27 protein-coding genes and 2 tRNA genes are annotated in these 23,979 nt (G+C 60.7%); 24 read left to right on the top strand and 5 right to left on the bottom strand.

The annotated features are described in order from the left end of the window. Nucleotides 1-15 precede the first annotated feature (15 nt). The 10 genes from QT382_RS08670 (at nt 16) to QT382_RS08715 (ending at nt 8,599) form a co-directional block, all read left to right on the top strand. Complete coding sequence (locus QT382_RS08670; protein WP_289253636.1) at nt 16-504, top strand: DUF934 domain-containing protein; 489 nt, start codon at nt 16-18, stop codon at nt 502-504. Then, nucleotides 501-1,295, top strand: coding sequence for a phosphoadenylyl-sulfate reductase (locus QT382_RS08675; RefSeq protein ID WP_289253637.1), 795 nt, complete (start codon nt 501-503; stop codon nt 1,293-1,295). The genes QT382_RS08670 and QT382_RS08675 overlap by 4 nt, the downstream gene beginning before the upstream one ends. Continuing rightward, the gene (gene cysD, locus QT382_RS08680) at nt 1,292-2,251 is read left to right on the top strand and encodes a sulfate adenylyltransferase subunit CysD (RefSeq protein ID WP_289253638.1); all 960 of its coding nucleotides are present in this window, start codon (nt 1,292-1,294) and stop codon (nt 2,249-2,251) included. Before QT382_RS08675 ends, cysD begins: the two co-directional genes overlap by 4 nt. Further along, on the top strand, nt 2,251-3,552 hold the full coding sequence (locus QT382_RS08685) for a sulfate adenylyltransferase subunit 1 (protein WP_289253639.1): 1,302 nt from the start codon (nt 2,251-2,253) through the stop codon (nt 3,550-3,552). The genes cysD and QT382_RS08685 overlap by 1 nt, the downstream gene beginning before the upstream one ends. Nucleotides 3,553-3,557: 5 nt before the next feature. Further along, the gene (gene cobA / locus QT382_RS08690) at nt 3,558-4,325 is read left to right on the top strand and encodes a uroporphyrinogen-III C-methyltransferase (RefSeq protein ID WP_289253640.1); all 768 of its coding nucleotides are present in this window, start codon (nt 3,558-3,560) and stop codon (nt 4,323-4,325) included. Between the two features lie 66 nt (nt 4,326-4,391). Then, nucleotides 4,392-4,715 (top strand): ferredoxin FdxA, encoded by a 324-nt coding sequence (gene fdxA / locus QT382_RS08695; RefSeq protein WP_282826253.1) that lies wholly within the window; start codon nt 4,392-4,394, stop codon nt 4,713-4,715. 49 nt (nt 4,716-4,764) lie between these two features. Then, nucleotides 4,765-5,880: an NAD(P)/FAD-dependent oxidoreductase gene (locus QT382_RS08700; RefSeq protein WP_289253641.1), complete on the top strand. Its 1,116-nt coding sequence runs from the start codon at nt 4,765-4,767 to the stop codon at nt 5,878-5,880. Between the two features lie 317 nt (nt 5,881-6,197). After that, a complete protein-coding gene (locus tag QT382_RS08705) occupies nt 6,198-8,327 on the top strand; it encodes a TonB-dependent siderophore receptor (protein WP_289253642.1) in 2,130 nt (709 codons plus the stop codon). A gap of 36 nt (nt 8,328-8,363) precedes the next feature. Further along, a tRNA-Asn gene (locus QT382_RS08710) sits at nt 8,364-8,439 on the top strand. Between the two features lie 84 nt (nt 8,440-8,523). Continuing rightward, a tRNA-Asn gene (locus QT382_RS08715) sits at nt 8,524-8,599 on the top strand. A gap of 112 nt (nt 8,600-8,711) precedes the next feature. On the opposite strand, the gene QT382_RS08720 is transcribed toward QT382_RS08715, so the two are convergent. The 3 genes from QT382_RS08720 to QT382_RS08730 all read right to left on the bottom strand — a co-directional run bounded on the left by QT382_RS08720 (nt 8,712) and on the right by QT382_RS08730 (nt 11,122). After that, nucleotides 8,712-9,371 (bottom strand): hypothetical protein, encoded by a 660-nt coding sequence (locus tag QT382_RS08720; RefSeq protein WP_289253643.1) that lies wholly within the window; start codon nt 9,369-9,371, stop codon nt 8,712-8,714. A 106-nt stretch (nt 9,372-9,477) separates the two neighbouring features. Further along, a complete protein-coding gene (locus QT382_RS08725; protein WP_289253644.1) occupies nt 9,478-10,152 on the bottom strand; it encodes a DUF2971 domain-containing protein in 675 nt (224 codons plus the stop codon). Between the two features lie 97 nt (nt 10,153-10,249). Then, entirely contained in the window at nt 10,250-11,122 is an 873-nt protein-coding gene (locus tag QT382_RS08730; protein ID WP_289253645.1) for a restriction endonuclease, read from the bottom strand. Between the two features lie 163 nt (nt 11,123-11,285). On the opposite strand from QT382_RS08730, the gene QT382_RS08735 reads away from it, so the two are divergent. From QT382_RS08735 to QT382_RS08750, 4 genes are all read left to right on the top strand, one after another. Continuing rightward, nucleotides 11,286-12,392 (top strand): type I restriction endonuclease, encoded by a 1,107-nt coding sequence (locus QT382_RS08735; protein WP_289253646.1) that lies wholly within the window; start codon nt 11,286-11,288, stop codon nt 12,390-12,392. A 102-nt stretch (nt 12,393-12,494) separates the two neighbouring features. Then, nucleotides 12,495-13,532, top strand: a complete 1,038-nt coding sequence (locus QT382_RS08740; protein ID WP_289253647.1) for a ParA family protein — start codon at nt 12,495-12,497, stop codon at nt 13,530-13,532. A 3-nt stretch (nt 13,533-13,535) separates the two neighbouring features. Next, nucleotides 13,536-14,237 (top strand): hypothetical protein, encoded by a 702-nt coding sequence (locus tag QT382_RS08745; RefSeq protein ID WP_289253648.1) that lies wholly within the window; start codon nt 13,536-13,538, stop codon nt 14,235-14,237. 4 nt (nt 14,238-14,241) lie between these two features. Beyond that, on the top strand, nt 14,242-14,598 hold the full coding sequence (locus QT382_RS08750; RefSeq protein ID WP_289253649.1) for an H-NS histone family protein: 357 nt from the start codon (nt 14,242-14,244) through the stop codon (nt 14,596-14,598). A gap of 79 nt (nt 14,599-14,677) precedes the next feature. Here QT382_RS08750 and QT382_RS08755 read toward each other — a convergent pair whose 3' ends face one another. Next, nucleotides 14,678-14,932 (bottom strand): helix-turn-helix domain-containing protein, encoded by a 255-nt coding sequence (locus QT382_RS08755; RefSeq protein WP_289253650.1) that lies wholly within the window; start codon nt 14,930-14,932, stop codon nt 14,678-14,680. A gap of 141 nt (nt 14,933-15,073) precedes the next feature. On the opposite strand from QT382_RS08755, the gene QT382_RS08760 reads away from it, so the two are divergent. The 10 genes from QT382_RS08760 (at nt 15,074) to QT382_RS08805 (ending at nt 23,147) form a co-directional block, all read left to right on the top strand. Next, nucleotides 15,074-15,691 (top strand): DUF4230 domain-containing protein, encoded by a 618-nt coding sequence (locus QT382_RS08760; protein ID WP_289253651.1) that lies wholly within the window; start codon nt 15,074-15,076, stop codon nt 15,689-15,691. A 32-nt stretch (nt 15,692-15,723) separates the two neighbouring features. After that, on the top strand, nt 15,724-16,062 hold the full coding sequence (locus QT382_RS08765) for a hypothetical protein (protein ID WP_289253652.1): 339 nt from the start codon (nt 15,724-15,726) through the stop codon (nt 16,060-16,062). 208 nt (nt 16,063-16,270) lie between these two features. Next, the gene (locus QT382_RS08770) at nt 16,271-16,684 is read left to right on the top strand and encodes a hypothetical protein (protein WP_289253653.1); all 414 of its coding nucleotides are present in this window, start codon (nt 16,271-16,273) and stop codon (nt 16,682-16,684) included. A 21-nt stretch (nt 16,685-16,705) separates the two neighbouring features. Beyond that, nucleotides 16,706-17,464 (top strand): hypothetical protein, encoded by a 759-nt coding sequence (locus QT382_RS08775; RefSeq protein WP_289253654.1) that lies wholly within the window; start codon nt 16,706-16,708, stop codon nt 17,462-17,464. A gap of 89 nt (nt 17,465-17,553) precedes the next feature. After that, complete coding sequence (locus tag QT382_RS08780) at nt 17,554-17,934, top strand: hypothetical protein (RefSeq protein ID WP_289253655.1); 381 nt, start codon at nt 17,554-17,556, stop codon at nt 17,932-17,934. A 73-nt stretch (nt 17,935-18,007) separates the two neighbouring features. Continuing rightward, on the top strand, nt 18,008-18,196 hold the full coding sequence (locus tag QT382_RS08785) for a hypothetical protein (protein ID WP_289253656.1): 189 nt from the start codon (nt 18,008-18,010) through the stop codon (nt 18,194-18,196). 147 nt (nt 18,197-18,343) lie between these two features. Further along, nucleotides 18,344-18,739, top strand: a complete 396-nt coding sequence (locus tag QT382_RS08790; protein WP_289253657.1) for a hypothetical protein — start codon at nt 18,344-18,346, stop codon at nt 18,737-18,739. Nucleotides 18,740-18,933: 194 nt separating this feature from the next. Beyond that, complete coding sequence (locus QT382_RS08795; RefSeq protein WP_289253658.1) at nt 18,934-19,062, top strand: hypothetical protein; 129 nt, start codon at nt 18,934-18,936, stop codon at nt 19,060-19,062. A gap of 743 nt (nt 19,063-19,805) precedes the next feature. Then, entirely contained in the window at nt 19,806-21,836 is a 2,031-nt protein-coding gene (locus tag QT382_RS08800; RefSeq protein WP_353957264.1) for a PriCT-2 domain-containing protein, read from the top strand. 132 nt (nt 21,837-21,968) lie between these two features. After that, entirely contained in the window at nt 21,969-23,147 is a 1,179-nt protein-coding gene (locus QT382_RS08805) for a site-specific integrase (RefSeq protein ID WP_289253659.1), read from the top strand. A gap of 180 nt (nt 23,148-23,327) precedes the next feature. On the opposite strand, the gene QT382_RS21065 is transcribed toward QT382_RS08805, so the two are convergent. Continuing rightward, nucleotides 23,328-23,783 (bottom strand): HNH endonuclease, encoded by a 456-nt coding sequence (locus QT382_RS21065; RefSeq protein ID WP_353957265.1) that lies wholly within the window; start codon nt 23,781-23,783, stop codon nt 23,328-23,330. Between the last annotated feature and the right edge of the window lie 196 nt (nt 23,784-23,979).

Here is a 23,979-nt window from a genome sequence, read left to right on the forward strand (position 1 = left end):
CTCCGGAGATCCGCCATGAAATTCATCGCCCCTCACCAAGATCCCTGGCAGCGCGTCGTCGGCGAGGACGGCCCTGTGCCGCATCCGCCCACGGTCTCGCACCGGCTGCTGACGCTGGAGCAATGGCACGCGGTGCGCGAGCACTGGCCGCGCGAGCTGCCGACCGCCGTCGAGGTCGCGAACGACTTCGACATCGAAGGCCTGGTCGAGGACCTGCCGCGCCTGGCCCTGGTCGTCCTCAAGTTTCCCAAGTGGGTGGACGGCCGCGCCTACAGCCAGGCCCGTCTGCTGCGCTCGCGCTACCGCTTTGCCGGCGAGATCCGCGCCACCGGCGAGGTGCTGGTGGACATGCTGCCGCTGCTGCAGCGCTGCGGCTTCGATGCCGTGACGCTCCGCGCCGACCAGAACCTCGAGGCCGCCCGGCGCGCGCTCGGCTTCTTCCCGGCTCACTACCAGGGCGATGTCTTGCAGCCGCAGCCGGTGTTTGCCAAGGTGGCGGCATGAACGACCTGGTCTCGTCCTTCCTGCCCGGCGTCGCGGCCGGCAGCTCGGCCACTGCGCTCTATGCCCGCCGGACGGCCGGCTACGAAGAGCGCGTGACCCGGACCGTCGAGCTGCTGCGCGAAGCCGTGCAGGCCCATGGCGACGGCCTGATCCAGTCCACCAGCCTGGGCGCCGAGGACATGGTGATCACCGACCTGATCGCCCGCCACCAGCTGCCCATCGCCATCGCCACGCTGGACACCGGCAAGCTGCATGACGAGACCCTGGGCCTGCTCGGCCAGATCCGCGGCCGCTACCAGCGCGAGGTGGCGGTGTTCAAGCCGGCAGAGGAGCAGGTCATCCTGTTCGTCCGCAACAACGGCGAGAAGGCCATGTACGAAAGCCTGGCCCTGCGCAAGGCCTGCTGCAGCCTGCGCAAGCTGGAGCCGCTGTCGCGCATGCTGGCCGGCCGCACGGCCTGGATCACCGGCCTGCGCCGCGAACAGTCCAGCAACCGCGCCGAGGTGCCCTTCAGCGAGCCCGACGGCCAGGGCCGCGCCAAGCTCAATGTGCTGGCCGAATGGAGCTGGGCCGATGTCTGGCATTACATCGACTCGAACGACGTGCCCTACAACCCCTTGCATGACCAGTTCATGCCGAGCATCGGCTGCGCGCCCTGCACGCGGGCGATTGCGGTCGGGGAAGATTTCCGCGCCGGACGCTGGTGGTGGGAAGACGAGAACGCGAAGGAATGCGGCTTGCACAAGGCGCATTCGAATGAAGAATTGACGAAGTCGGGAGCGCCTGCATGAATGCGCCTGTGAATCTGGAAAAACTGCTGCCCACGGTGGACCACCGCCACCTGGACCATCTCGAGGAAGAAGCCATCTTCATCCTGCGCGAGGTGGCGGCCTCGTTCGAGCGCCCGGCGCTCTTGTTCTCGGGCGGCAAGGACTCCTGCGTGGTCCTGCGGCTGGCCGAGAAGGCGTTCAAGAACCGCGTGGTCGGCAACGAGTTCTCGGGTCGCCTGCCGTTCCCGCTGCTGCACGTGGACACGGGTCACAACTTCCCCGAGGTCATAGCGTTCCGCGACCAGCGCGTGGCCGAGATGGGCGAGCGCCTGATCGTCGGCCACCTGGAAGACTCCATGGCCCGCGGCACCGTGCGCCTCTCTCACCCGCTGGAATCCCGCAACGGCCACCAGACCGTGACCCTGCTGGAAGCCATCGAAGAGCACCGCTTCGACTGCCTGATCGGTGGCGCCCGCCGCGATGAAGAAAAAGCCCGCGCCAAGGAACGCATCTTCAGCCACCGCGATTCCTTCGGCCAATGGCAGCCCAAGGAGCAGCGGCCCGAGCTGTGGAACCTGTTCAACACCCGGATCCGCCCGGGCGAGCACTTCCGAGCCTTCCCGATCTCGAACTGGACCGAGCTGGACGTGTGGCTCTACATCGCTAGAGAGAACATCCCGCTGCCGTCCCTCTACTACGCCCATGAGCGCCCGGTGATCCGCCGCAAGGGGCTCCTGGTGCCCTTGACCGAGGTGACGCCGCCCGAGGCCGGCGAGAGCGTGGAGACCGCCACCGTGCGCTTCCGCACCGTGGGCGACATGACCTGCACCTGCCCGGTGGAGAGCGAGGCCGCCAACGCCTCGGAGATCGTCGCCGAGACATTGACTGTCACCATCAGCGAGCGCGGCGCCACGCGCATGGACGACCGCACCAGCGAGGCCTCGATGGAGCGCCGCAAGAAAGAGGGCTACTTCTGATGAGCGCCGTTCTCAATTCCCTGATTCATCACCAGAGCGACGTGGACACCCAGCATCGCGCCCTGCGCTTCCTGACCGCTGGCAGCGTGGACGATGGCAAGAGCACCCTGATCGGCCGCTTGCTGTTCGACAGCCGCGCCATCCTCGCGGATCAGCTCGATACGCTGGAGAAGCGCGCCGCCGGCGCCCCCATCGATCTCTCTTTGCTGACCGACGGCTTGGAAGCCGAGCGCGAGCAGGGCATCACCATCGACGTGGCGTATCGCTACTTCGCCACCCGCACCCGCAAGTTCATCATTGCCGACGCGCCGGGCCATGAGCAGTACACCCGCAACATGGTCACGGCCGCCGCCGGATCGGATGCGGCGGTGGTGCTGGTGGACATCACCAAGCTGGACCTGGAGCAAGCCGAGGTCACGCTCTTGCCCCAGACCCGCCGGCACAGCTTGCTGGCGCATCTGCTGAGAGTCCCGAGCATCGTGTTCGCGATCAACAAGATCGATGCGCTGGTGCATCCGGCCGAGGGCTATGCCAAGGTGAGCCGGGCGCTGCGCCAGTTCGCCGAAGAGGCGGGCATCGAAGTGAAGGCCATCGTGCCGGTCAGCGCCCTTCGCGGGGACAACGTCACCCAGCCGCTGGAGTCGAACTGGTACCAGGGGCCTAGCCTCCTGCAAGTGCTGGAATCGCTGCCGACGGTGCAGGAGAAGGTCGAAGGGCGCCTGGCGATTCCGGTGCAGTACGTGGCCACCAATGGCGACGGCACCGGCCATCAGCCCCGCACGCTGTGGGGCCGCATCGCCCACGGCCAGGTCCAGGCCGGGGACGAGATCCAGATCCTGCCCAGCGGCCAGAAGGCCCGGGTGGTCGAGGTGCGCAAGGCGGGCAGCACGGTGGCGCAAGTGGTGGCGGGTGAATCGGCCGGCGTGCTGCTGGACCGGCAGCTCGATGTGAGCCGGGGTGACTGGATCGTCACGCCGGACTCGGCCCAGCCGACGAATGCCTTCGAGGCGACGCTGGCCTGGCTGGACACCGAAGCGGCGCAAGTGGGCCGCAAGTACTGGGTGCGTCACGGCAACCGCTGGGTGCAGGCGCGGATCACGGCGATCGAGCACAAGGTGGACATCCACACGCTCAAGGAGGCCGAGGCGCATGAGCTGGCGGTGAACGAGATCGGCCATGTGCGGATCGAGACCCAGCAGCCGCTGCCGGTGGAGCCCTATGCGGCCAACCGCGTCGGCGGCGCCCTGATCGTCGTGGACCCCACGACCAATCGCACCTCGGGTGCACTGCTGGTGAGGTGAGCGCCATGGGACATGTCATCTTTGTCAGTGCAGGCCCTGGCGCGGCCGACCTGATCACCCTGCGCGGCGCCCGCGCCCTGGCCCGGGCCGATGTGGTGCTGTTTGACGCACTGACCGACCCGGCGCTGCGCGAGCTGGCTCCCCAGGCCCAATGGCTGGACGTGGGCAAGCGCGGCTTCTGCGATTCCACCGCCCAGACTGCGATCAACGCCCTGCTGGTCAAGCAAGCCCAGCAGCATGCGCTGGTCGTGCGCCTCAAGGGCGGCGACGCCAGCATCTTCGGCCGCCTGGAAGAAGAGCTGCTCGCGCTGGCCGAAGCCGGCATCGAGAGCGAGGTCGTGCCCGGCGTCACGGCGGCGATTGCGGCTGCGGCCCAGATCCAGCGTCCGCTGACGCGCCGCGGCAAGGGCCGCAGCGTCAGCCTGACGACCGCGATGACCAAGGACGGTGACCTGCAAGCGCTGAAGAGTGCCGACACCGAGGTCTTCTATATGGCCGGCCGCCAGCTCGGGCAGCTCGCCAGGAAGCTGCAGCAGGCCGGCTGGCCGGCCGACACGCCGGTGGCCGTGGTCTCGCGTGCCGGTTGTGCCGATGCCCTGGCCAGCGACCACCAGGTCGGCACCCTTGGCGCTGCCGCGCTGCTGCACAAAGGCCGTCCCACGGTGGTGACGGTGGGCGCTGGCGCCCGGGCGCTGGCCGTTCCGGCCCGCAGCCGTGCCAAAACCCGCGTCCTAGATCCGGATCAAAGCCCGGTACTTACCCTGAACGACTAAAATCCGCGCTTTGCCCTCACTGCGTCCCGCGCGAGGGCTGGGCCCACAAGAAACCGAGCTGCCTCCATGACCCACGTCGTTACCGAAGCCTGCATCCGCTGCAAGTACACCGATTGCGTCGATGTCTGCCCCGTTGACTGCTTCCGCGAGGGCCCGAATTTCCTGACCATCGACCCGGACGAATGCATCGACTGCGCGGTCTGCATTCCCGAGTGCCCGGTCAATGCCATCGTCCCCGAGGAGGATGTGCCGGGCAACCAGCAGCACATGATCAAGCTCAACGCCGACCTGGCCAAGAAGTGGCCCAGCATCACCAAGCGCAAGCCCGCGCTGCCCGATGCCGACGACTGGAAGGACAAGACGGGCAAGCTGCCCGAGCTGATCCGCTGAACACAACCCGATTGAACCGAGACGAAGCGGCCACAAGCCGCGCCCCGACATGGAACCTCAAGTGAACGCAGAGATCGCCAAGACCGCCGCCGAGCATGGTGGCAGCCCCATCGAGACCGATGCCGTCATCGTCGGCGCCGGCCCTGTGGGCCTGTTCCAGGTGTTCGAGCTGGGCCTCTTGGAGATCAAGGCCCACATCATCGACTCGCTCGCCTACCCCGGCGGCCAGTGCATCGAGCTCTATCCGGACAAGCCGATCTACGACATCCCGGCCGTGCCCGTGTGCACCGGCAAGGAACTGACCGACAACCTGCTCAAGCAGATCGAGCCCTTCGGCGCGACCTTCCACCTGGGCCAGGAAGTCACCACCGTGCAGAAGCAGGAAGACGGCCGCTTCTACGTCGAGACCAGCAAGGGCACGCGCTTCCTGACCAAGACCATCTTCATCGCCGGCGGCGTGGGCTCGTTCCAGCCGCGCACCTTGAAGGTCGAGGGCATCGAGAAGTACACCGACAGCCAGCTGCACTACCGCGTGCGCAACCCGGCCCAGTTCGCCGGCAAGAACCTGCTGATCGTCGGCGGCGGCGACTCGGCGCTGGACTGGGCGCTGAACTTCTGTGCCGGCAATGACGACGGCAGCGCCAACAAGGCCGAGAGCGTGATCCTGCTGCACCGCCGCGACGGCTTCCGCGCCGCGCCGGCCTCGGTGGCCAAGATGCACGAGCTGTGCGAGCAGCACGAAATGCAGTTCCTGGTCGGCCAGGTGACCGATATCGACGAAGCCGACGGCAAGCTCAAGGGCGTCAAGGTCACCGGCGGTGACGGCGTGACCCGCGTCGTGCCCTGCGACGAAGTGCTCGTGTTCTTCGGCCTCAGCCCCAAGCTGGGCCCCATCGCCGAATGGGGCCTGGCCCTGGAGCGCAAGCAGATCGTCGTCGACACCGAGAAGTTCCAGACCTCGGTGCCCGGCATCTTCGCCGTCGGCGACGTGAACACCTATCCGGGCAAGAAGAAGCTGATCCTTTCGGGCTTCCACGAGTGCGCCCTGGCCGCCTTCGGCGCCGCGCCCTACATCTTCCCGGAGAAGCGCGTCCACCTGCAGTACACGACCACCAGCCCCAAGCTGCACAAGGTGCTGGGCGTGGAAACGCCGGTGTTCGACTGAGCCCGGTCAAGCCTGTTGATTGGAAAGGCCCGCCCCGTGCGGGCCTTTTTTGTTTCCTTGCCGAACTACAATCCGCCGCGCTGCGGTTCTCCGAGTCGCGGCCACTTCGCTAGGGGTGCTGGGCCTTGCAGGTCTGGCTGAGAAAGTCCCTTTGAACCTGATCGGCGGCTTCGGTCGCCATCTCGCCCCCTCGGGGTCGAGACGAGTTAATCCTCGCGCAGGGAAGCAAGCACGCATCCAGCCCGTCGTCGGCCACGCCTTTCTCGCGACGTTCCGGGCCCTGTCGTCTGCCGACCTGCCATCGCTACAGCATTTCGATGGCAATACACCTGTCCCTCACCCGCATCGCAGCGGCGCTGGCACTCATGAGCACCGCCGCTGCAGCCCAGCAACTTCCCACGGTCTCGGTCACCGGCCGCTCGGCCGAAGCCCCGGTCCAGATCGGCGGTTTCGGCGACACGCCGGTGGCCAAGCTGCCGCTGCAGGCCAACCTGGTCGGCACCGAATTGCTGCTGGCCAACGGCATCCAGAACCTGGCCGGCCTGACCCTGCTCGACGCCAGCGTCGGCGACGCCTACAACTCGCAGGGCTATGTCTCCTACCTCAAGATCCGCGGCTTCGACCTGGACAACCGCTTCAACTACCGCCGCGACGGCCTGCCCATCAATGCCGAGACGGCCATCGCGCTGGGCAACAAGGCCGGCGTCGAAATCCTCAAGGGCGCCAGCGGCATCCAGGCCGGCACCAGTGCGCCGGGCGGCCTGGTCAACCTGATCGTCAAGCGGCCGACGGCCGAGATCCACAGCCTGACGCTGGGCTTCAGCGAACGCGGCACGGCCGAGGTCTCGACCGACCTGAGCCACCGCTTTGGCAATGACCGCGAGTTCGGCCTGCGCCTGAACGCCAGCACGGCCCATGTGAAGCCCCAGTTGAACGACACCCGCGGCCAGCGCCATCTGTTCGCCCTGGCCGGCGACTGGAAGCTCTCGCCCGACACAAAACTCGAAGCCGAGTTCGAGGCCAACAAGCAGACCCAGGCCAGCCAGCCCGGCTTCAGCCTGCTGGGCAACAAGCTGCCCGACGCCAAGAGCATCGACCCGCGCATCAACCTGAACAACCAGGCCTGGAGCCAGCCGGTGGTCTTCGACAACAGCTTTGCCTCGCTGCGCTGGCAGCAGCGGCTGAGCGGCGACTGGAAGGCCCAAGCCCACTGGGGCCGACAAGCGCTGAAGACGGACGACCGCCTGGCCTACCCCTTCGGCTGCAGCGCCGCCGACGGCACCTATTGGGCATCGAGCTACTGCCCCAACGGCGACTTCGACATGTGGGACTTCCGCAGCGAGAACGAGCGCCGCAACAGCGATGCCACCGACTTCTCGCTGAGCGGATCGCTGGTGCTCGGCGGCCTGCGCCACCAGATCACGACCGGCCTGCTGTTCACCCGCTTCTGGAGCCGCTTCCAGGGCCAGGCCTACAACTGGGCCGGCACCGGCAACATCAGCGGCCAGGCGCGCACCGTGGCCGATGGCTCGCTGTACGACGCCAACACCAACCGCGACGAGCACAGCCGCGAGTTCTATCTGCGCGATGCCGTGGCGCTGACGGCGGAATTGAACGCCTGGCTGGGCCTGCGCCACAGCCGCGTCGAACGCTCCAGCTATCGCGTCAACACCAGCGACACCCGCGCCACCGACTACGACCAGGGCTTCACCACGCCTTGGCTGGGCCTGAGCTATGCGATCAATCCGCAGCTGATGGCCTATGCCAGCTGGGGCCAGGGCATTGAGAGCGAGGTCGCTCCCAATCGCAGCCGCTACAGCAACCGCGGCCAGGCCCTGCCGGCGCTCAAGAGCGAGCAGCTGGAGTTCGGCCTGAAGTCGGGCAGCAAGACCGTGGACTGGTCGCTCGCGGCCTTCGACATCAAGCGCCCGGCCTGGCGGGACTTCGGCAACTGCGACTCCACGGCCAACAGCTGCGTCCGCCACGCCGACGGCGAAGCGCGCCACCGCGGCCTCGAGGCCCAGGCCGATCTCAAATGGGAAGGCGGCGGCCTGCTCGGCAGCTGGATGCAGCTGCGCGCGCGCAACCAGGGCAGCGCCATCGGCTCGCTGAACGGCTTGCGGCCGGCCAATGTGCCCGAGACCACGATCAAGCTGCAGGCGCGCCAGCAGCTGTTTGCCGGCCTGCAAGCCCAGCTCGGCCTGGTCCGCGAAGGCGCACGCGAAGTGTTGCCTGACAACAGCCTGCAACTGCCGGCCTGGACCCGCATCGACGCCGCCCTGCGCTTCGACCATCAGGTCGGCCGCACGCAGTGGATCTGGCGTGCCGGCGTCGACAACCTGACCAACCGCCGCGCCTGGAAGGAATCGCCCTATCAGTACGAGCACGTCTACCTCTACCCGCTGGCACCGCGCAGCTGGCGAGCCAGTCTGGAGCTGAGCTTGTAAGAGCCAAAAAATCTGGTCTATAATGCAAGGCTCTGTTCCTCGATAGCTCAGTCGGTAGAGCGCCGGACTGTTAATCCGTAGGTCCCTGGTTCGAGCCCAGGTCGAGGAGCCACAGAACCCAAAGAGAACCGTGCAAGCGGTTCTCTTTTTTATGACGCTGGACGCAACCGCACGGCCAGCCGACATACCCATCAATTCCTCGATAGCTCAGTCGGTAGAGCGCCGGACTGTTAATCCGTAGGTCCCTGGTTCGAGCCCAGGTCGAGGAGCCAAATGAAGCCCCCAGCATCGCAAGGTGTTGGGGGTTTTTTCTTTGTGCGAATGATCGATGGTCGGTTCAGCGAACCGACCTTCAACGTCTTCCGAAATGGCGGCCGTCAAAGACTACAAGGCGCCTACGGATGGAATGAAACAAGGCTTGTCCTGGATCACACCCATCCAGACTTCCTCGACCTCCAGCGAATTGTTGATGTCGGTGTACGAGATCGAAATCTGTATTTCGTGAGCGCGTGGAAGCCGCACGGTGAACTGGTTGACCGCGCCACGCGGCAATGCGGAAAACTCACCAAGATCAATGTCGCCGCCCTCGGCATCTTCAGTCATCAACATCACTTCGCGAGCGGCCATTCCGTGATTGGCAATCCGACATTGGACCTCGAAGGTTGTGTCGTTGTCGGCATAGGACAGGACTGAGTATTCGAACACCGGCTGAGCCCGCCGGTGCTGCCGCTCCCGCTCTTCGCGATTAGCTTCTGCATCTTGTTCAATTTGGCGCCGTGTTTCCTGGACAAGCTGGGTCTGCTGCTCGACAGAGTTCTTCAGCTCCGCCGCCTGTAGGCGCAGCTCCTCGCCTTGTTGCAAGTAACCGAGTACCAACCACAGGAACGCAAGCGGTGCAAAGAAGCCTGCGAAGAAGTCCCCCCACTCATTGACCTTGCCAGGAAGCTGGCCGTAGCCAAACAGGCCGAAGCCCACGAAGGCGACCATGACTGCAAGCCAGCAGATGGTCAGCGTGATCCCAACCTTGAATCTCTTCTCCTTCATGCAGAGCCCCCATCGGATGAGTGATCAGTTCTTGCATGGATTCGCCAATGGCCCCTTCACCGTCCACTGGGAACTTGGCAAATTGCGCAGCCAAACGCGTGCCCCGTCAGCTACGGCGCATGATTCCACCTCTGAACGCATGAGAAAGTCGGCGCCGCCAGTTGACCGTCACGATGTCAAAGCCCCCTGTTGCGGTCTTCGTTTGCACTATTGCCACTGCACCCTCGAACGGCTTTAGAAGATCATGCACGGTGTTTGGGTCTATCGAGCAGCGTGCCCCCAAGATGACCTTAGTGAGGCGCATGGCTCCCAAGAAAGGGATGAAATATAGGCCGCCCTCTTTGGTCGCGTCTGCAAGCGTGACGAACAGCCGACGCTCCTTTTCATATCTCCACTCGTCGGACTTTGTGGTTTTGAGTCTGCCCAGGAGTTTCTCGACGCTAGTTGCAGTCAGGTCGCCTACGGCAAACGTCTTCTGGTACTTGATCTCGTCCAGCCGCCCGTCTTCCACTTCAAAGCCCAGGGCCACGCCCTGATACTTATCGGCGTAGTGACTCCACATCAGCTGGTTTTTCCAGTCCTCCGTGAAGCAAACCAGCCCCTCTTCCGCATGCAGCGCTTCAATTGACTCGTTGAAGAGGTCGCGTTCGCCATCCGTGTTGAAGCTCATCGCTTGAAGTTCGAACGGATCGTTCAACTCTCGATAGCGCGACACCTTGAGTCGGCGGAGGGCGATGTTGTTGATCGCATGCTGCGCCGTGGTGAAGTAGAAGACTTCCATGCTTCTGCTTTCATCCTTGCGCGAGTCGCTCAACTATGGGTGGAGCGCATTCATTGCCAAAGAATCCCATCAAGTCCTCCTTGAATTTCTGGATCGCCTACGAAATTTGCCTGGTTCCACGGCACGCTGGATAGGTGGAGCAGCCCCAGAACATAGCGCCAGCATTGGAACCCCTTTTAGCCGTCCGTTGGACCATCCCAGCGCCGCACGCGGGACACACAACGTCAGCAGGAATGTGCGCTTGCGTGGCAGTCTCACTGGCCTGCCGTACCTCAGCGCCAGCACTGCTACCTGCAGACAACGTTGCTCTGGCTTCCTTGATCATCTGAGACAGCCGCTGTCCATCCACCAGCTTGACATTGCGTCCTTCGGCGAAGCCCTTAGCGTCCGCAGTGAAGCTGCCGGATGTGACCACGAAGCCACCTGCCGCCCCTTTGGCCGCCATCACGCCGTAGAGCTCGCGCACGACGTCTACGCCGACCTTGTAGGCCTTCCACTGCTTGCACTGAACCAGGAACTTCTCGGTGCCCTTCTTGAGCACCAGATCAACGCCACCGTCAGGGCCAGCGCCGCCCAGCTCACCGACGCTGAAACCTTGCATTCGAAACGCCTCACCGACGAGCATTTCAAATTCGCGCCAAGACATACCGTCGAGCGCATCGGCACCATTTGCCTCGGCCACATTGACAGCCAGTGACTTGCGCTGATGTCGCCTCCAGGCTGATGTGGCTGCGCCCCCAAGGCAGATTAAGGGCAACACGTACTGGCCCACGCCCGCAAGTGCCGTAGTCATCGCGCGAACTGCCATACCGCCCATCTGGCCCGGCTGGATTGCAACTGGCACGTCCGGAATGGCCAGCCGGTGCAGCAAGAAATAGCTCGCTATCGACAGCCCTACGCCTGCCCACCACGGCAACAGCGCAACCAAGTTCAACAGGTCTTCCGCAAGGCTTAGCTTCTTCCGCCCCATAACCCGCTCCCCCTGAGTCGGCGAGCCCCACACGGTTCTTTCGGGGGACTATCGCCAATTCGATTTGTGCGAAGTATCTACCAGCCCAAGGACTCACCTGATGGCAACCCGCTTACCAAGTGATACAACAACTGCCTAGTTCCGCACCCAAGGGAGATAACAAGTGGACTTCATCGATCAATTGCGCGTGCTGTCAACACGCATCGGAAGTACGAAGGCCTTGATCCAGACCGAAGAGGCAACGAAGAACGCGATGGTCATGCCGTTCATTCAAGCCCTTGGGTACAACGTGTTCGATCCGCTTGAAGTCACGCCAGAGCTGGTGGCCGACGTGGGCACCAAGAAGGGTGAGAAGGTTGACTACGCCATTCTTCGCGAAGGCAAACCTATCATGCTCTTCGAATGCAAGAAAGCCGGTGCAGAGCTGAATATCAATCATGCTGGCCAGTTGTTCCGGTACTTTCACGTTACCGAGGCTCGCTTCGGCGTGCTCACCAATGGCTTGGTCTATCGCTTCTTCACGGACCTTGAGCAACCGAACAAGATGGACGAGAAACCGTTCTTCGAGTTCAACATCCTCGATTTCAACGAGAGGGATGTCGAGGAACTGAAAAAGTTTGCCAAGACAGCGTTCGACCTGGAAACGATTCTCACGACCGCCAACGATCTCAAGTACACCCGGGCGATTCAGACTCGGTTGGCTGAGTGGATGATCAACCCATCCGAAGAGTTTGTTCGATTGGTATCAGGCGATCTCCTCGGCAATCGCCGCTTCACTCCGGCGATCAAAGATCAGTTCACGCTGATCACTAAGCGCGCGTTCGAGCAATTGCTTGGCGAGCGAATCAACGAGCGTCTCAAGGGCGCGATGGCGCCCGAGTCCGTAACCGTGTCAGAGCCAGTGGTTGTTGCGCAGCCGGCCGCTTCGAGCCAAGCATCAACCAGCAGTCAAGACGAACCGCAAGTTGTGACCTCGCCAGAAGAACTCGAAGCCTTTCATACGATTCGGGCTTTGGTGCGAAATCTTGTTCCGTCAAAGCGCGTGGTCATGCGCGATGCACAGAGTTATTGCGCCATCTTGTTGGACGACAACAACCGCAAGCCCGTATGTAGGTTGCGATTCAACAACACCCAGAAGTTGCGCCTCGGACTGTTCAATGCAACGAAAGATGAAGAACAATTTTCGCTGGAATCAATTGACGACATTCACAAATTTGCCGAGCAACTGCGCGCCACCGTCTCGTCCTACCTTGCACCAATTGGCAATTAGTTCCCCGAATATTCAGTTCATCGTTGGCAAATAAAGGCCCGTGTTGTGACGGAAGGCCAAATTGACCGACACCGTAACGTGCATTGAGCATCGAGAACACATATGACAAAGATCATTTCCTTATACAACAACAAGGGTGGCGTCGCCAAAACCACGACGTTATTCAATATGGCCGTATTCTTGGCCACAAAGCTTGGCAAGAAGGTTCTACTGGTTGACTGCGACCCGCAATGCAATTGCACAGAGTTATTCTTTTGCGCGGCAGACAATTTCGACGATCCTGACCAAGCACTACCCGGAACAAGTATCTATGAGGCGCTGCAGCCACGTTTCGAAGGCGACACCGCACGTATTGACGTCAAGAAAATTGACCTGCCGCAATCTCCGATTTACGAGAATCTCCAGATATTGAGGGGAGACATTAACTTCTCTAGAGCGGAGCAATATTTTTCCTTGGCAATCGCCCAAGCCGTGACCGAATCAATTCACGACAAGAACACATACGCGGTCATGACGCGCTTGCTCCGGGATCTCGGCGAATTGCATGACTTTGACTACATACTGTGCGACGTTGGCCCAAGTGCAGGATCTATTACCAGAATGACTATTCTCGCTTGCGACGGCGTCTTCATCCCCACCGCACCAGATAGGTTCTCATACCAGGCAATCCAAGGCATGGGAGCGATCATGCATGATTGGCTAACCCGGCATGCGCTAATTGTTTCTACGTTCGACCCGCACGGCATTAAGGCCCCGTTCTCGACCCCCAAGTTCTATGGGGCGATAATCAACAATTATAAAATTCATCGCGCCGGGCAGAAGAAGGGGTCGTACAAGAAGTGGGAGCAATTGATAAAAGATGGGATTATCAAAGTACTACTTGGCGCCACAGGAAAGCGCCTGGAGCCCAAGAATAAGTCGCTATGCACGGAACCATTTGTCGCCTCAATACGCGATGTTGGTCCTATGGCCCCCGTCGCACAGATAGTTGGAAAGGCAATTTTCGACATTGGTCAAGCAGACACCGTGCACGCATCATCAGATGGCGACCACTACCGAGGGATTGTTTGGGCCGATTGGCAGAAGAGAATGCAAGAATATCAGGACGAAATTGGGAAAATTGCTGCTGCCATGGAGTAACCAATGGCCATTCCATACACTTTTGTCGCACTCTTGGACGTACTGGGTTACAAGAACAAAATTGCCTCTGATCGCGAGAACGGAAAAGAGGATTTCAAAGAAAAGCTTGAATCATCGCTATCTGTCTTGCAGAGCATCAATGAGGCAGAGATTGCGTATCAGGCCATTAGTGACACGATCATTGTCAGCACGCATCCATCCGCACCGTTCATTGATCTTCTACGTGCCCTCTCGAAGGTACATCGGGCCTTTCTGAAGAATGGTCTATTTATTCGCGGCGGAATTGCTTTTGCGCAGCATTTCAAATCCGGGGCATTAACCTACAGTCATGCACTTCCGGTCGCCTACGAAATGGAGCAGAAGCAAGCTATATATCCGCGCATAGTCATAGACAAGAATATCATCGCAATGATGGACCGAGGCGGAAAGCTTGAGGCAGAGATTGACGCAATCAGAAGTGAGCGCCTCATTTGCAAGGAGAATGGTGTATTCTTTCTCAATGTAGCAAACGAAAATCTGGAGGAATGCTACGAACTTGCAAAAGCTATCTATGCCGCCGAGCATTTAATGCTTGACGGCAACGAGCACGAACTTGCGAAGCATCGTTGGCTTCAGAACTTTCTTCTCGCGATGTCGCCCAATTCAATGCCGGCCTACATGGAACCCGTATCCATCTTCTCGCCAGAGCATGCGGAAGTCACATAGGCCAGTGGCGATTGGCGCCAAGTCTGCCTCCATACAACATTGCGACCGTCAAATGGCCTCCTCCCTCAAAGACCTCATCGCTCAACGCGCCGCCCTGGACGCCCAAATCGCCCAGACTCAAGCAAGTGAACGCGCCGACGCCATCCAGCAGGTTCGTGCGCTCATGGCGGACCATGGCCTGACCATCGAAGACCTCGGCTCGCGCGCTTCCAAGGCCGGCAAGGCCGGTGAGGGCTCCAAGGTGGCCGCCAAGTACCGCGACAAGGAAACCGGCGCAAGCTGGAGTGGCCGTGGCCTCAAGCCCAAATGGCTGGCCGCTAAGCTGGCAGCGGGTCAGAAGATCGAAGATTTCGCCGTCTGACTTAGACCAAGAGTGTCTTCACGACACACATTGAAGGGTCGCCCGCTGAGGCGACCTTCTTGCTTTCTGGCCGGGAGGCCTACATTGGTTCGGCGGCGTCGCCCGCAGTTTCCATCTCTCGCACTCTGTCGAAGAGATCAAAAACTGTCAGCCCGAAGGCGTTAGCAATCACCTCAAGAGCATTGACGGTGGGGTTTGCTTGCCCGTTCTCGATGCGACTTAGATAAGTCTGATAGAAGCCGCACTGCTCGCCAAACTCGACCTGACTCAACCCGCGACCGAGTCTCAGGTCTCGAATGCATTGGCCGAGTTGTTGAGTAAGCGTCCGTCCCACGCGGCGCACTGTGTTTCATATGCTTTAATTCGCATAAACACTAATTCATATAGATTCCAAAGCACTGCCCTGCCGAGGTAGTAGTCCGGCTACGGGTCACCTATCACCTGGGCAAGCAAGCCCTCATTACCTTCGGCCTGCATGGTCTACCTAGCTCGACTTGCATTCGTAGTCATTGCCTTTGCGCTTGCCGTCCTCGCCTGGCAGTCCTTCAATCGCCCACCAGCGCCGCCTCCGCCACCGCCTCAGATATCCACTGAAAAGCTCGGCGAGCTGGTCATGCTGCGCCTGCACTACGCCAACATCCTGGAGTTCTTCCAGAAGCGTGCTCAGGACATTCCCATGACGCCCTGGGAGCTCCGCCTGGGTGGCACCAAGATCCTCATGGTGGTTCGCGGCGATTGCGAGATCAGCACCAACCTACGAGCGGCTCGGTATGAGCAAGTTCAGCCTGGATCGAAGACTTTGCATGTCGTGCTGCCGGCGCCCCGGATGCTGCAGCCCAGGGTCAGCCACGCCGCCCGTGAGGCCGGCGGTTCCTACTTCTACACCGTGACCGACGAAGGCCTTCAGTTCTTCATCCCCAGCAACGCGCACCAGGTCGCCGCCGTAAACAACGGCTGGGCTGCCGCCGAGAAAGACATTGGCAAGTACTGCGCCTCGCCCCAGTGGGTTGCCGAGGCCAAGAAGAACGCTGAGCAAGTCCTGGCCCCGATGTTCCAGGCCGCTGGCTGGACGGCCACGTTCGTGTGGCAGTAAATCCAACGATTCCCGTAACCAAGGAGGACTTCATGTGGAAATGCAAGCAATGTTCAAAGTCGATCGAGGAAGAATTCGACGCTTGTTGGAGTTGCGGCTACTCCAAGAGTGGCCTGCCACCCGATCAGTCGGTACGCGCAGAGTCAGCAGAAAACCGGGCCGAAATTGCTCGAGGGAAGAACATGTCACGGCCCAGGGCCGCCGGTCAAATTCAGGCAGTCGCCATCGTTGACGCCAGCATTCCTTTCTGGTCAATGGTGTTCTTCATGATCAAGTGGTCACTTGCATCGATCCCTGCCGTCGCGATCCTGATGTTCACCTTCGCGATCATGGGCGCACTCTTTGGCGGCTTGTTCCGCGCAATTTTCTGAAGGCAATCCACCTGCGGAGCAGCAGAGCTGCCCTGTTCCATCCCGCCGACTGCACCGCCAGTACCTGGCGACAACTCCCCCTCACCGCTTCCCATCCCTCGCCCCGGCTTGGCTCCCGCCATTGCCGGACTTTTCACGCCCATTCAGCCAGAGGAATTCATCCCAACCAAGCCCACCATTTCTTCAACGCAATATCAGCTGGAGGCCCATGAGTTCCCAGTTCATCAAGCAAGTCCGACGAGATCATCAGCGATCCAAGGACACATATCGGCACTTGATCAACTCGGCAAAGGTGCGCGACCACATCGTCGGCATCTTTGAACATCAAAAGCAGAACGATCGCGACCGCGCCGAAGCCTCGAAGCTACTTCAGACCATCAGACGCCATCGCAAAGGCGACCCTGAGTACGAGGGAGCTTTGAAGCAGCTGAACTACCTGCATAGTTGGCCACGTCATCTCTGCCTGGAGCTGATTGGAGGTTTGAAGTGGTTCTTCTGGTCGATCTTGCGCGAGATCGGTGCACTGCTGCTGCTCAACCTGCGAGCCCTATTCATCGTGCTGGCCAATGTCGTGGTATTCGGCGCTGCGATCGCTCTGTTGTTCACATTGGCCCAGTCCTAATCCAATACAAGGAACCATTGAATGCAATTTCCAATACGCTGGCAGCCCAGTCGGGCGTTCGGCCGAGCCTTCCTTGCGACCGTCGCTCTGCTGCTTCCGCTTCATAGTTGGTGCTCGGACGCCCGCACGCCGGCACGTTGCCTCTCAGGCCCAACATGCAGCGCGGATGAGTTCGGTGCGGACTTTCTTTGGAGAGCACAGGAAGTCATTGACCAGAAGAAGGATCTTTCCGAGAGCCAGGTGCATCAGTTGGAGGCCTGCTTCATCTTGGCGGTCTCCGAACTATCGGAGCATTTTTTCGAAAAAGCGATTCTGACCAAGCAGGCGTATGCAGCGAAGTTCAAGACGTTGACAGCGAAGATCCAAGACCAAAACTCCGACCTCACAAAAAAGCTGCAGTCTGCTTTCGCCAACTGCCCCGAGGGGGGGTTGACTGCAAAGGAGGCCCATGCATTCTTGATGGACGGCCTGCTGTATCGCCGCCCGCTCACGGATCTGTCGGAGTTTCGCGCCGACTGGCGAGCGTTCGAGGGCAAGACGCTGCGCTTCGGTGGCGTTGGGAAATACCTGATGGGTGTCTTCTATCTTCAGGGTTCCGCCGGGGATATGAGCCCGGTGCGCGTGGACCTCAGCCGCCTAAGCAAGACCGCTGTGGCCGATGTCATCAAGCGGTGCAGCAACATCAAACAGCAATGCCGAGTCACCGTGTGGGCCATCTCGTGGCCAGGCCATGCGTTTACGGACATCCAAGCCACCGGCCCTATCGAATTGAACCGATAGCAGCGCCCTTTCTTCCATCTTTCAAGCCTAGCAGCGCCCCTGGAGAAATCCCGGGGCGCTTTTCTTTGTCCAACCACAGGGGTACGTCTATGCAATGGCTGCGTGATGCGTCGTCCGTCGCCGCATTTCTCGCGCACAACACTTCCACCGACCTCAACAACCTCATCAACGAAAGGATGGCCGAGCTGGCCGACTATGACGATTACGACATCGCCGAACTGGTCAATTTCATCGTTGTCGATCCGAGCGACAGCCTGGCTTCAATCTCACGGGAGTTGGGCTTCGAGCTGGGCGACGTGTCCAGGCCCTGGGAGTCCTTCACCGCTCATGGTCCTTGGCATGAGGTGGTGTTCGTCCTTGGTGACGACGGTTTCGGCCTGGTCATCTACATCCCAGCCGATGACCTGATCGATCCCATGCTGGCAGACCTGTGCCTACGCCATGCCGCACACATGGACCTTGACCCATGAGACGAAGCAATCCACCACCCAAGCCGCCCATCGAGGCGGCATTTTTTTGTCCGTCATTTCCTTGGAGGAATTCATGAGCAGCAGCAACGACTTGATCCAGTTCTTTGTTGTCCGGCTCGATGCGGATCTGCGCGAGGCCTGGGAAGAGCGCGCAGCCATCGTTGAGTTCGATGGTGGTCTGACACGCGAATGGGCCGAGTGCTTGGCCCTGCTGGAAGTGATCCGCAATCACCCTGCGCGGGTCTTGAAGTCGCTGCTTTGAGCAGCGCAAAACGGAGCAACTTATATGAAGGGATGTTCCCTTCGCATTCAACTTCGAAAGGAAATCATGTCCACTGAGAATTCGCCAACTCCCACATTCCGCGTCCTTCGTGTTGGTCTGTTTCCATCGCTATCCGGCCGCTCCACCTTGGGCTACCAGCTCGCCTGTACTTCGGATTCCGATGTGCTGGTTCGCTTGGTTTCCAACACTGGCAGCGGCTACTTCAGCCGCGAATGGGTCCGGTTCGCTTCGATCCTGGAATTGCTTCCACCCGACCAGCCTCTGACCTTCTCCGCCTTGCAGCCGCTATTCGAAGGTCGCTCCGTCAATACGGGTGGCTTCTTGATGGCAGTGCTAAAGGGCTTGAGTGTCATTCGATCAATGGAGGAAAACCCACGCGCTCATGAGCTGGGCGAGCTCAGCGGCTTCGTAGCCGAAGTGCAAGCGCTGATGGCATCGCCGGTCTCGCTCGGCGAGGACGCCAGACCGGATGGTGGCAAGGCCGGCGGTAAGAGCAAGCGCAAGACGCGGGGCGCGCCTTAGTCCAAGGCGCTGTGCGCTGGAGTTGAAGTCCGCAGCTCTCGCCTTCGTGTTCACCGTAGTGCCTTGAAGCGCAAGACGTTCTTGCGCCCGGCTTGGCCATTTACGCCAATGCCGAACCTATCCCGACCCCAACCGCACCCGCGCCCCCTATAGCGCTCTTCGTCTTTCTTCAAACCACCGAAAGGATTTTGACCATGACTTTCCAAGACCGCTTGGCTTTTGTCCTCGACCTGGACCTGCCTGCTGACCTGCTGCCGCTGACGATCGCAAATGAGGCCGCATTAATGGCCGGCAGCGACAGCATCGACTCTTCTTGGCGCTGAGCCTCCCGCCCAGGCCGCCAAAACCCATCTCCCGCTTCGCGCTCTCTTCTTCCCTTTTTCTCCATCGCACATCGACTTGATCCGCAATGCTGCGGAGGCTTGCGTGCGGCTGGAGCTAGGGGAGAGGTCGGCGTGGGGCGGATCGTGGGCCTTGAAACTTTGCGCATCCTGCCGTTGACGGCGCATTCACGCATCGATACGGCTGCCCCCAACGGAATGAAGGGGTCCGGTAGCTCTAGGGACTAGCTCGCATCGTTACGACCCTATTGCCAAGTGATCGAGCAAAAGGATTGTTGGCGATGGCCTGCCTGAGATTGGCGCACCTCCTGGGCCGCAAGGACCGAGGGGCCGCGGCCAGCCTGAAGCCGAGCTTTTCAACTTTTGTTGCGATTGCTCAGGCACGCTTACTTCGCGCATTGCAGGCGGCTGCTGCGGCAACCACTCAGGAAACCTGAAATCCTGGTGACCTAACAACGCTGCCACCGTTCCAGGTTTCCAGGCTGCCGGCCTCGCCCGCCGAGCAACATTCGCCCAGCCGCTCTTTCCGGTCGCAAATTTCTCTGCTAGAGTCGCGCCCCTCTGCTGTGGGCTGACTACGGGGTCTGCAGCCAGAACGGCCCTCAGGGGCTGTTGAAACATCTGTCTACGGCAAGTGCCATCCGAGAGTTCCTGTTTGCTTGCGTTCATCGCCCGATGAGCGCCTTGTGCAAGCAGCCTCCACCCGATTGCCACTTGCCGTTTAGATGATCAACATTTCAACACCCTCCTCCCCTTTCGTTTTTGACAGCCCGCTCCAGGCAGCCTTGCACTGGCATGCGATGGGCTTTCACGTCATTCCGCTGCTACCTGGCACCAAGTGCCCTGCTTGCCCCTGGGATCCTTGGTTGGCGACGCTGAGTGAAGCCACGATCCGCGCCCATTGGCAACGCAATCCGACTCACGAGGTTGGATGCATCACGACCGCTGAAATCTTGGTGCTCGACGCCGACTCGCCGGAGTCCGTCCGCGCCCTGTCCCGCTTTGCCCAGGAACACGACATGGTGCCGCGCCTCATCGTCAACACCAGCAAAGGCCAGCACTTCTACTACCGTCGTCCAGCGCAGGTTTACGCAAAGCAGCAATCGCATTCCACTGCAGACCATCCCGAGCGCATCGACGTCAAGACCGGCCGCAGCCTGGTGGTGATGCCCGGTAGCGCGGGAAAAGTCGTTCACGCCTGCGTTATCAATCATGTCAACGAACTCGATGCCGTCACGCAAGAGTTTGTCGACGATGTGTTTGCGCATAACGGCAGCCCAACGCCTCGCCAGCATGAAGTGCGCGCCGCTGGCAACGCCGAGCATGTGAACGGCACCAAGCAGTTCAGCGCGGCGACGCAGCTGCTGGCCTACATTGACCCGAATTGCGGTTATGCAGTGTGGGTCAGCGTCGGCATGGCCCTGCATCACGAATCCGATGGCTCCGATGCTGGTCTGGACGCCTTTGATAGCTGGAGCGCGGGCGGCAAGGACTATCCTGGTCGCCGTGAGATCGAAGTCAAGTGGCGCAGCTTCAAGTCCTACGCCGGAAAACCTTACACGATCGGCACCCTGATCCATCTGGCGCGCGAGGCCGGTGCCAGCATCGACCCGATGGCGTTGGGCGACGACCAGTTTGAAGTCACAGAAACCGAGGTTGTCTCTGGCCCTGGAGAAGTACATGCGCAGCCGAGTGTCTCGGCACCGCTCGTTGCCAGCACTGCGGCAGCCATGCAGCCCGTGGAGCCCGGTCCACTGGCACGCTTCTCGCTGCGCGGCAAATCCGAAGAGCTCGAAAAACAATTGCTGGAGCAAGAACAGGCGCTCGGCCCCATTGCACTGACGGGACAGGCCACCGTCATCTTTGCGCCGCCCAACACAGGCAAGACGCTGCTAACGCTGCATCTCCTGACCGTCAGCCTGGGCGATGGAAGTCTTGACGCGGGCAACGTGTACTACATCAACATGGACGACACGGCGAAAGGTCTGGTCGAGAAGCTCAAGATCGCGGATACGTACGGCTTCCACATGCTCGCGGACGGTCATCTGGGCTTTCGCGGCAGCATGTTCTTGACGATCCTGAACGATCTGGTCACCAAGTCGGACCCGAAGGGCATGGTGATCATCCTGGACACGGCCAAGAAGGTGGCCGACCTGATGAGCAAGTCGCAGATGGCTGAGTTCACTCAAGCTGTCCGCCGTTTTGTCTCTAAGGGCGGTACCTTGATCGCGCTCGCCCACACCAACAAGAACCGCACCGCTAGCGGCAAGTTGGTGTACGCCGGAACCTCGGATCTGGTGGACGACTTCGACTGCGCCTACATCGTGGACTCGCTGCCCTGGACAGGCGTGGAGCCGGGCAAGGTTATCGAACTCAAGAACATCAAGCGCCGTGGCGATGTTCCCGATACGCTGGCCTATCGATACAGCACTGCGCTAGGCAAGCCTTATTCGCAAATCCTGGCGTCTGTTGTTGAGGTTCCCTCGGACGACCTGGCTAAGTCCAAGGCCGAGGCTGCAGAGGTCTCGGACGCCGTCGTCATCACTGCGATCAAGGCCTGCATTGGCGACGGCATCACCAAGAAGATGGACCTCGCACGAGCGGCGGCGGAGCGCGCCCGTGTAGGCCGCAATGCCGCCATTGAAGTCATCGATCGCTACGACGGCTCAGGTCAACAGCAGCTCTGGGCCTATTCGGTCGGCGAGCGCGGCGCCAAGAACTACTCGCTGATTTCGGCCGGACCTCCGACGCCCTAGTCGCCCGGCAGCGTCAGCTTCGGTGAAGACGCGCCCCCTCAGTTTCCCAGCCCGCCACTTCGCCCACCAATCCGGGCGGGCGGAGCTATTCGAACTCAAGAACTCAAGAACTCAAGAACTCAAGGAACCCCAATGCCAAAAGTCAAACTGACCCCCACCTTTATCAGCGCCGGCCTGATCTGCAATACCGGTGATCGCGTCGAGTACTGCGACATCGAAGTACCCGGTCTCTACATCCTCGTCAGCCGCACCTCGCCGGGCCGCGGCACCTACTACCTCCGCTACAAGGATCAGAACGGCAAGACCTGTCACCACAAGATCGGCAAGAGCATCGACATCTCGCTCTCGGACGCCCGCAAAGAGGCCAAGAAGCAGAAGGCCGAGATCGCACTGGGCGCCAACCCTGCGGCGGAAATCCGGGCAGCCAAGGACGTGCCTACCCTGACCTCCTTCTTCAACGACCAGTACCTACCGCATGCCAAGAGCCACAAGCGCTCGTGGAAGCGTGATGAAGAGCTATTCCGACTGCGCATCAACCCTGCCTTCGGCAACCTACGCCTGAATCAGCTGAATCGCCAGAAGGTTCAGGTTTTTCACGCGGGCCTGGCTGATGGCGGCTTGAGCAAGGCCACCGCGGACCATCACATAAAAGTGCTGCGCCGCATGTTGAACCTGGCCGTCCTCTGGAGCTTCATCGAGAAAAACCCGATCAGCGGAATCGAATTGTTCAACCACGACAACCGTATGGAGAACTACATGACCGACGAAGAATTGCAATGCCTGTTAACCGTCCTCCGCACCGACGAAAACCGTACCGTGTGCAACATCGCCATGTTCCTACTCAGCACCGGCTGCCGCCTCAACGAAGCCTTGCAAGCCGAGTGGCGTCAGGTAGATCGTTCGAATCGAGTGTGGCGCATCCCGGCCAAGAACTCGAAGTCCAAACGCATGCGCTCCGTTCCCTTGAACGACAGCGCGCTGCATGTGCTCGACCAGCTCGACACGGGGGGCGAGTTCGACCACCTATTCATCAATCGCCAGACCCGCCTGCCGTACACCACGATCATGAAGGTGTGGGAACGACTGCGCACCAAAGCTGACTTGACGCATCTGCGCATTCACGACTTGCGCCATGCCTACGCCAGCCTCTTGGTGTCCAGCGGCCGCACGCTATTCGAAGTGCAGAGCATATTGGGTCACTCTGATCCCAAGGTCACGATGCGCTATAGCCACCTGTCGACCAAGGCTCTGCAGGATGCGGCCAATGCGGCTTCGGTGCTAGTCCCCCGTGCGTCGGCAGCGGCGCGCTAGGGTCAGGTATTGCTGGCACACCCCCGGCTTCGCGTTATCTGGCCCTCTAGCGGCCAAACGCGGGCCGGGGTTGCCCACCCTACTCGCTGGCGCGGCGCGCGCCCTATGGGGCGTTTTGATTGGCCGACTTCATGTTCTCCACCGAAGCCCCCCCGACGCACTTTCGATTTGAACCCAATATCAAAGAAGGCCAAGCGTTCTTACCCATGGGTGATGCCACCGTCCTCGAGCAACCCGCCTCCGCACATCTGCACGAAAGGCCTCTGGCTTCGGCGGCAGCTTCCTTTTGTGTCGGGTTCGATTGCAGTGCCAACAGGCGGCGACAACATTGTTCGCCTGGTCTTTGCCACCTTCCGACTTGGCCAGCAAATGCTCAGCGGTGCATTTCAGGCTTGCCATTCCCTTGTGCCGAGCCGAAGCCAGTTCAATGGGTGATGCGCACCACATGCGAACACAGCAGTACCAGCAGCGACCACCTTGCTGAACAAAGGCTTGGGTACGAAGGGTTGGGATCTTTGAAGGCATAGAGGACTCCGTGTGATGGAAAGTCCCCGCTTCTGTGATCCAGTGATGGCGGGCGCCGTCGCTTTGATAGTGTGGCTGTGCTGTCCCTACTGGGTCCAGCGGGCGTGGCATCCAGCCATGCGCGCCGCCATTCTGGACGATGCTTCTGCGCTTCGCAATGCCGTCCTAACCCCGACCGACCTGCCGAGCGACACCATTGTCGAATTTCGGTCGACATCATGGTGCGCAAGCCCTTGATTCACATCGAAGTTCCGGAATACTCAATGGTCCGCCATCTATGGCGGGTTCGGGTTCAGGTCGGCAAACG

It is taken from the genome of Pelomonas sp. SE-A7 (assembly GCF_030345705.1).
Classification (GTDB): domain Bacteria; phylum Pseudomonadota; class Gammaproteobacteria; order Burkholderiales; family Burkholderiaceae_C; genus JAUASW01.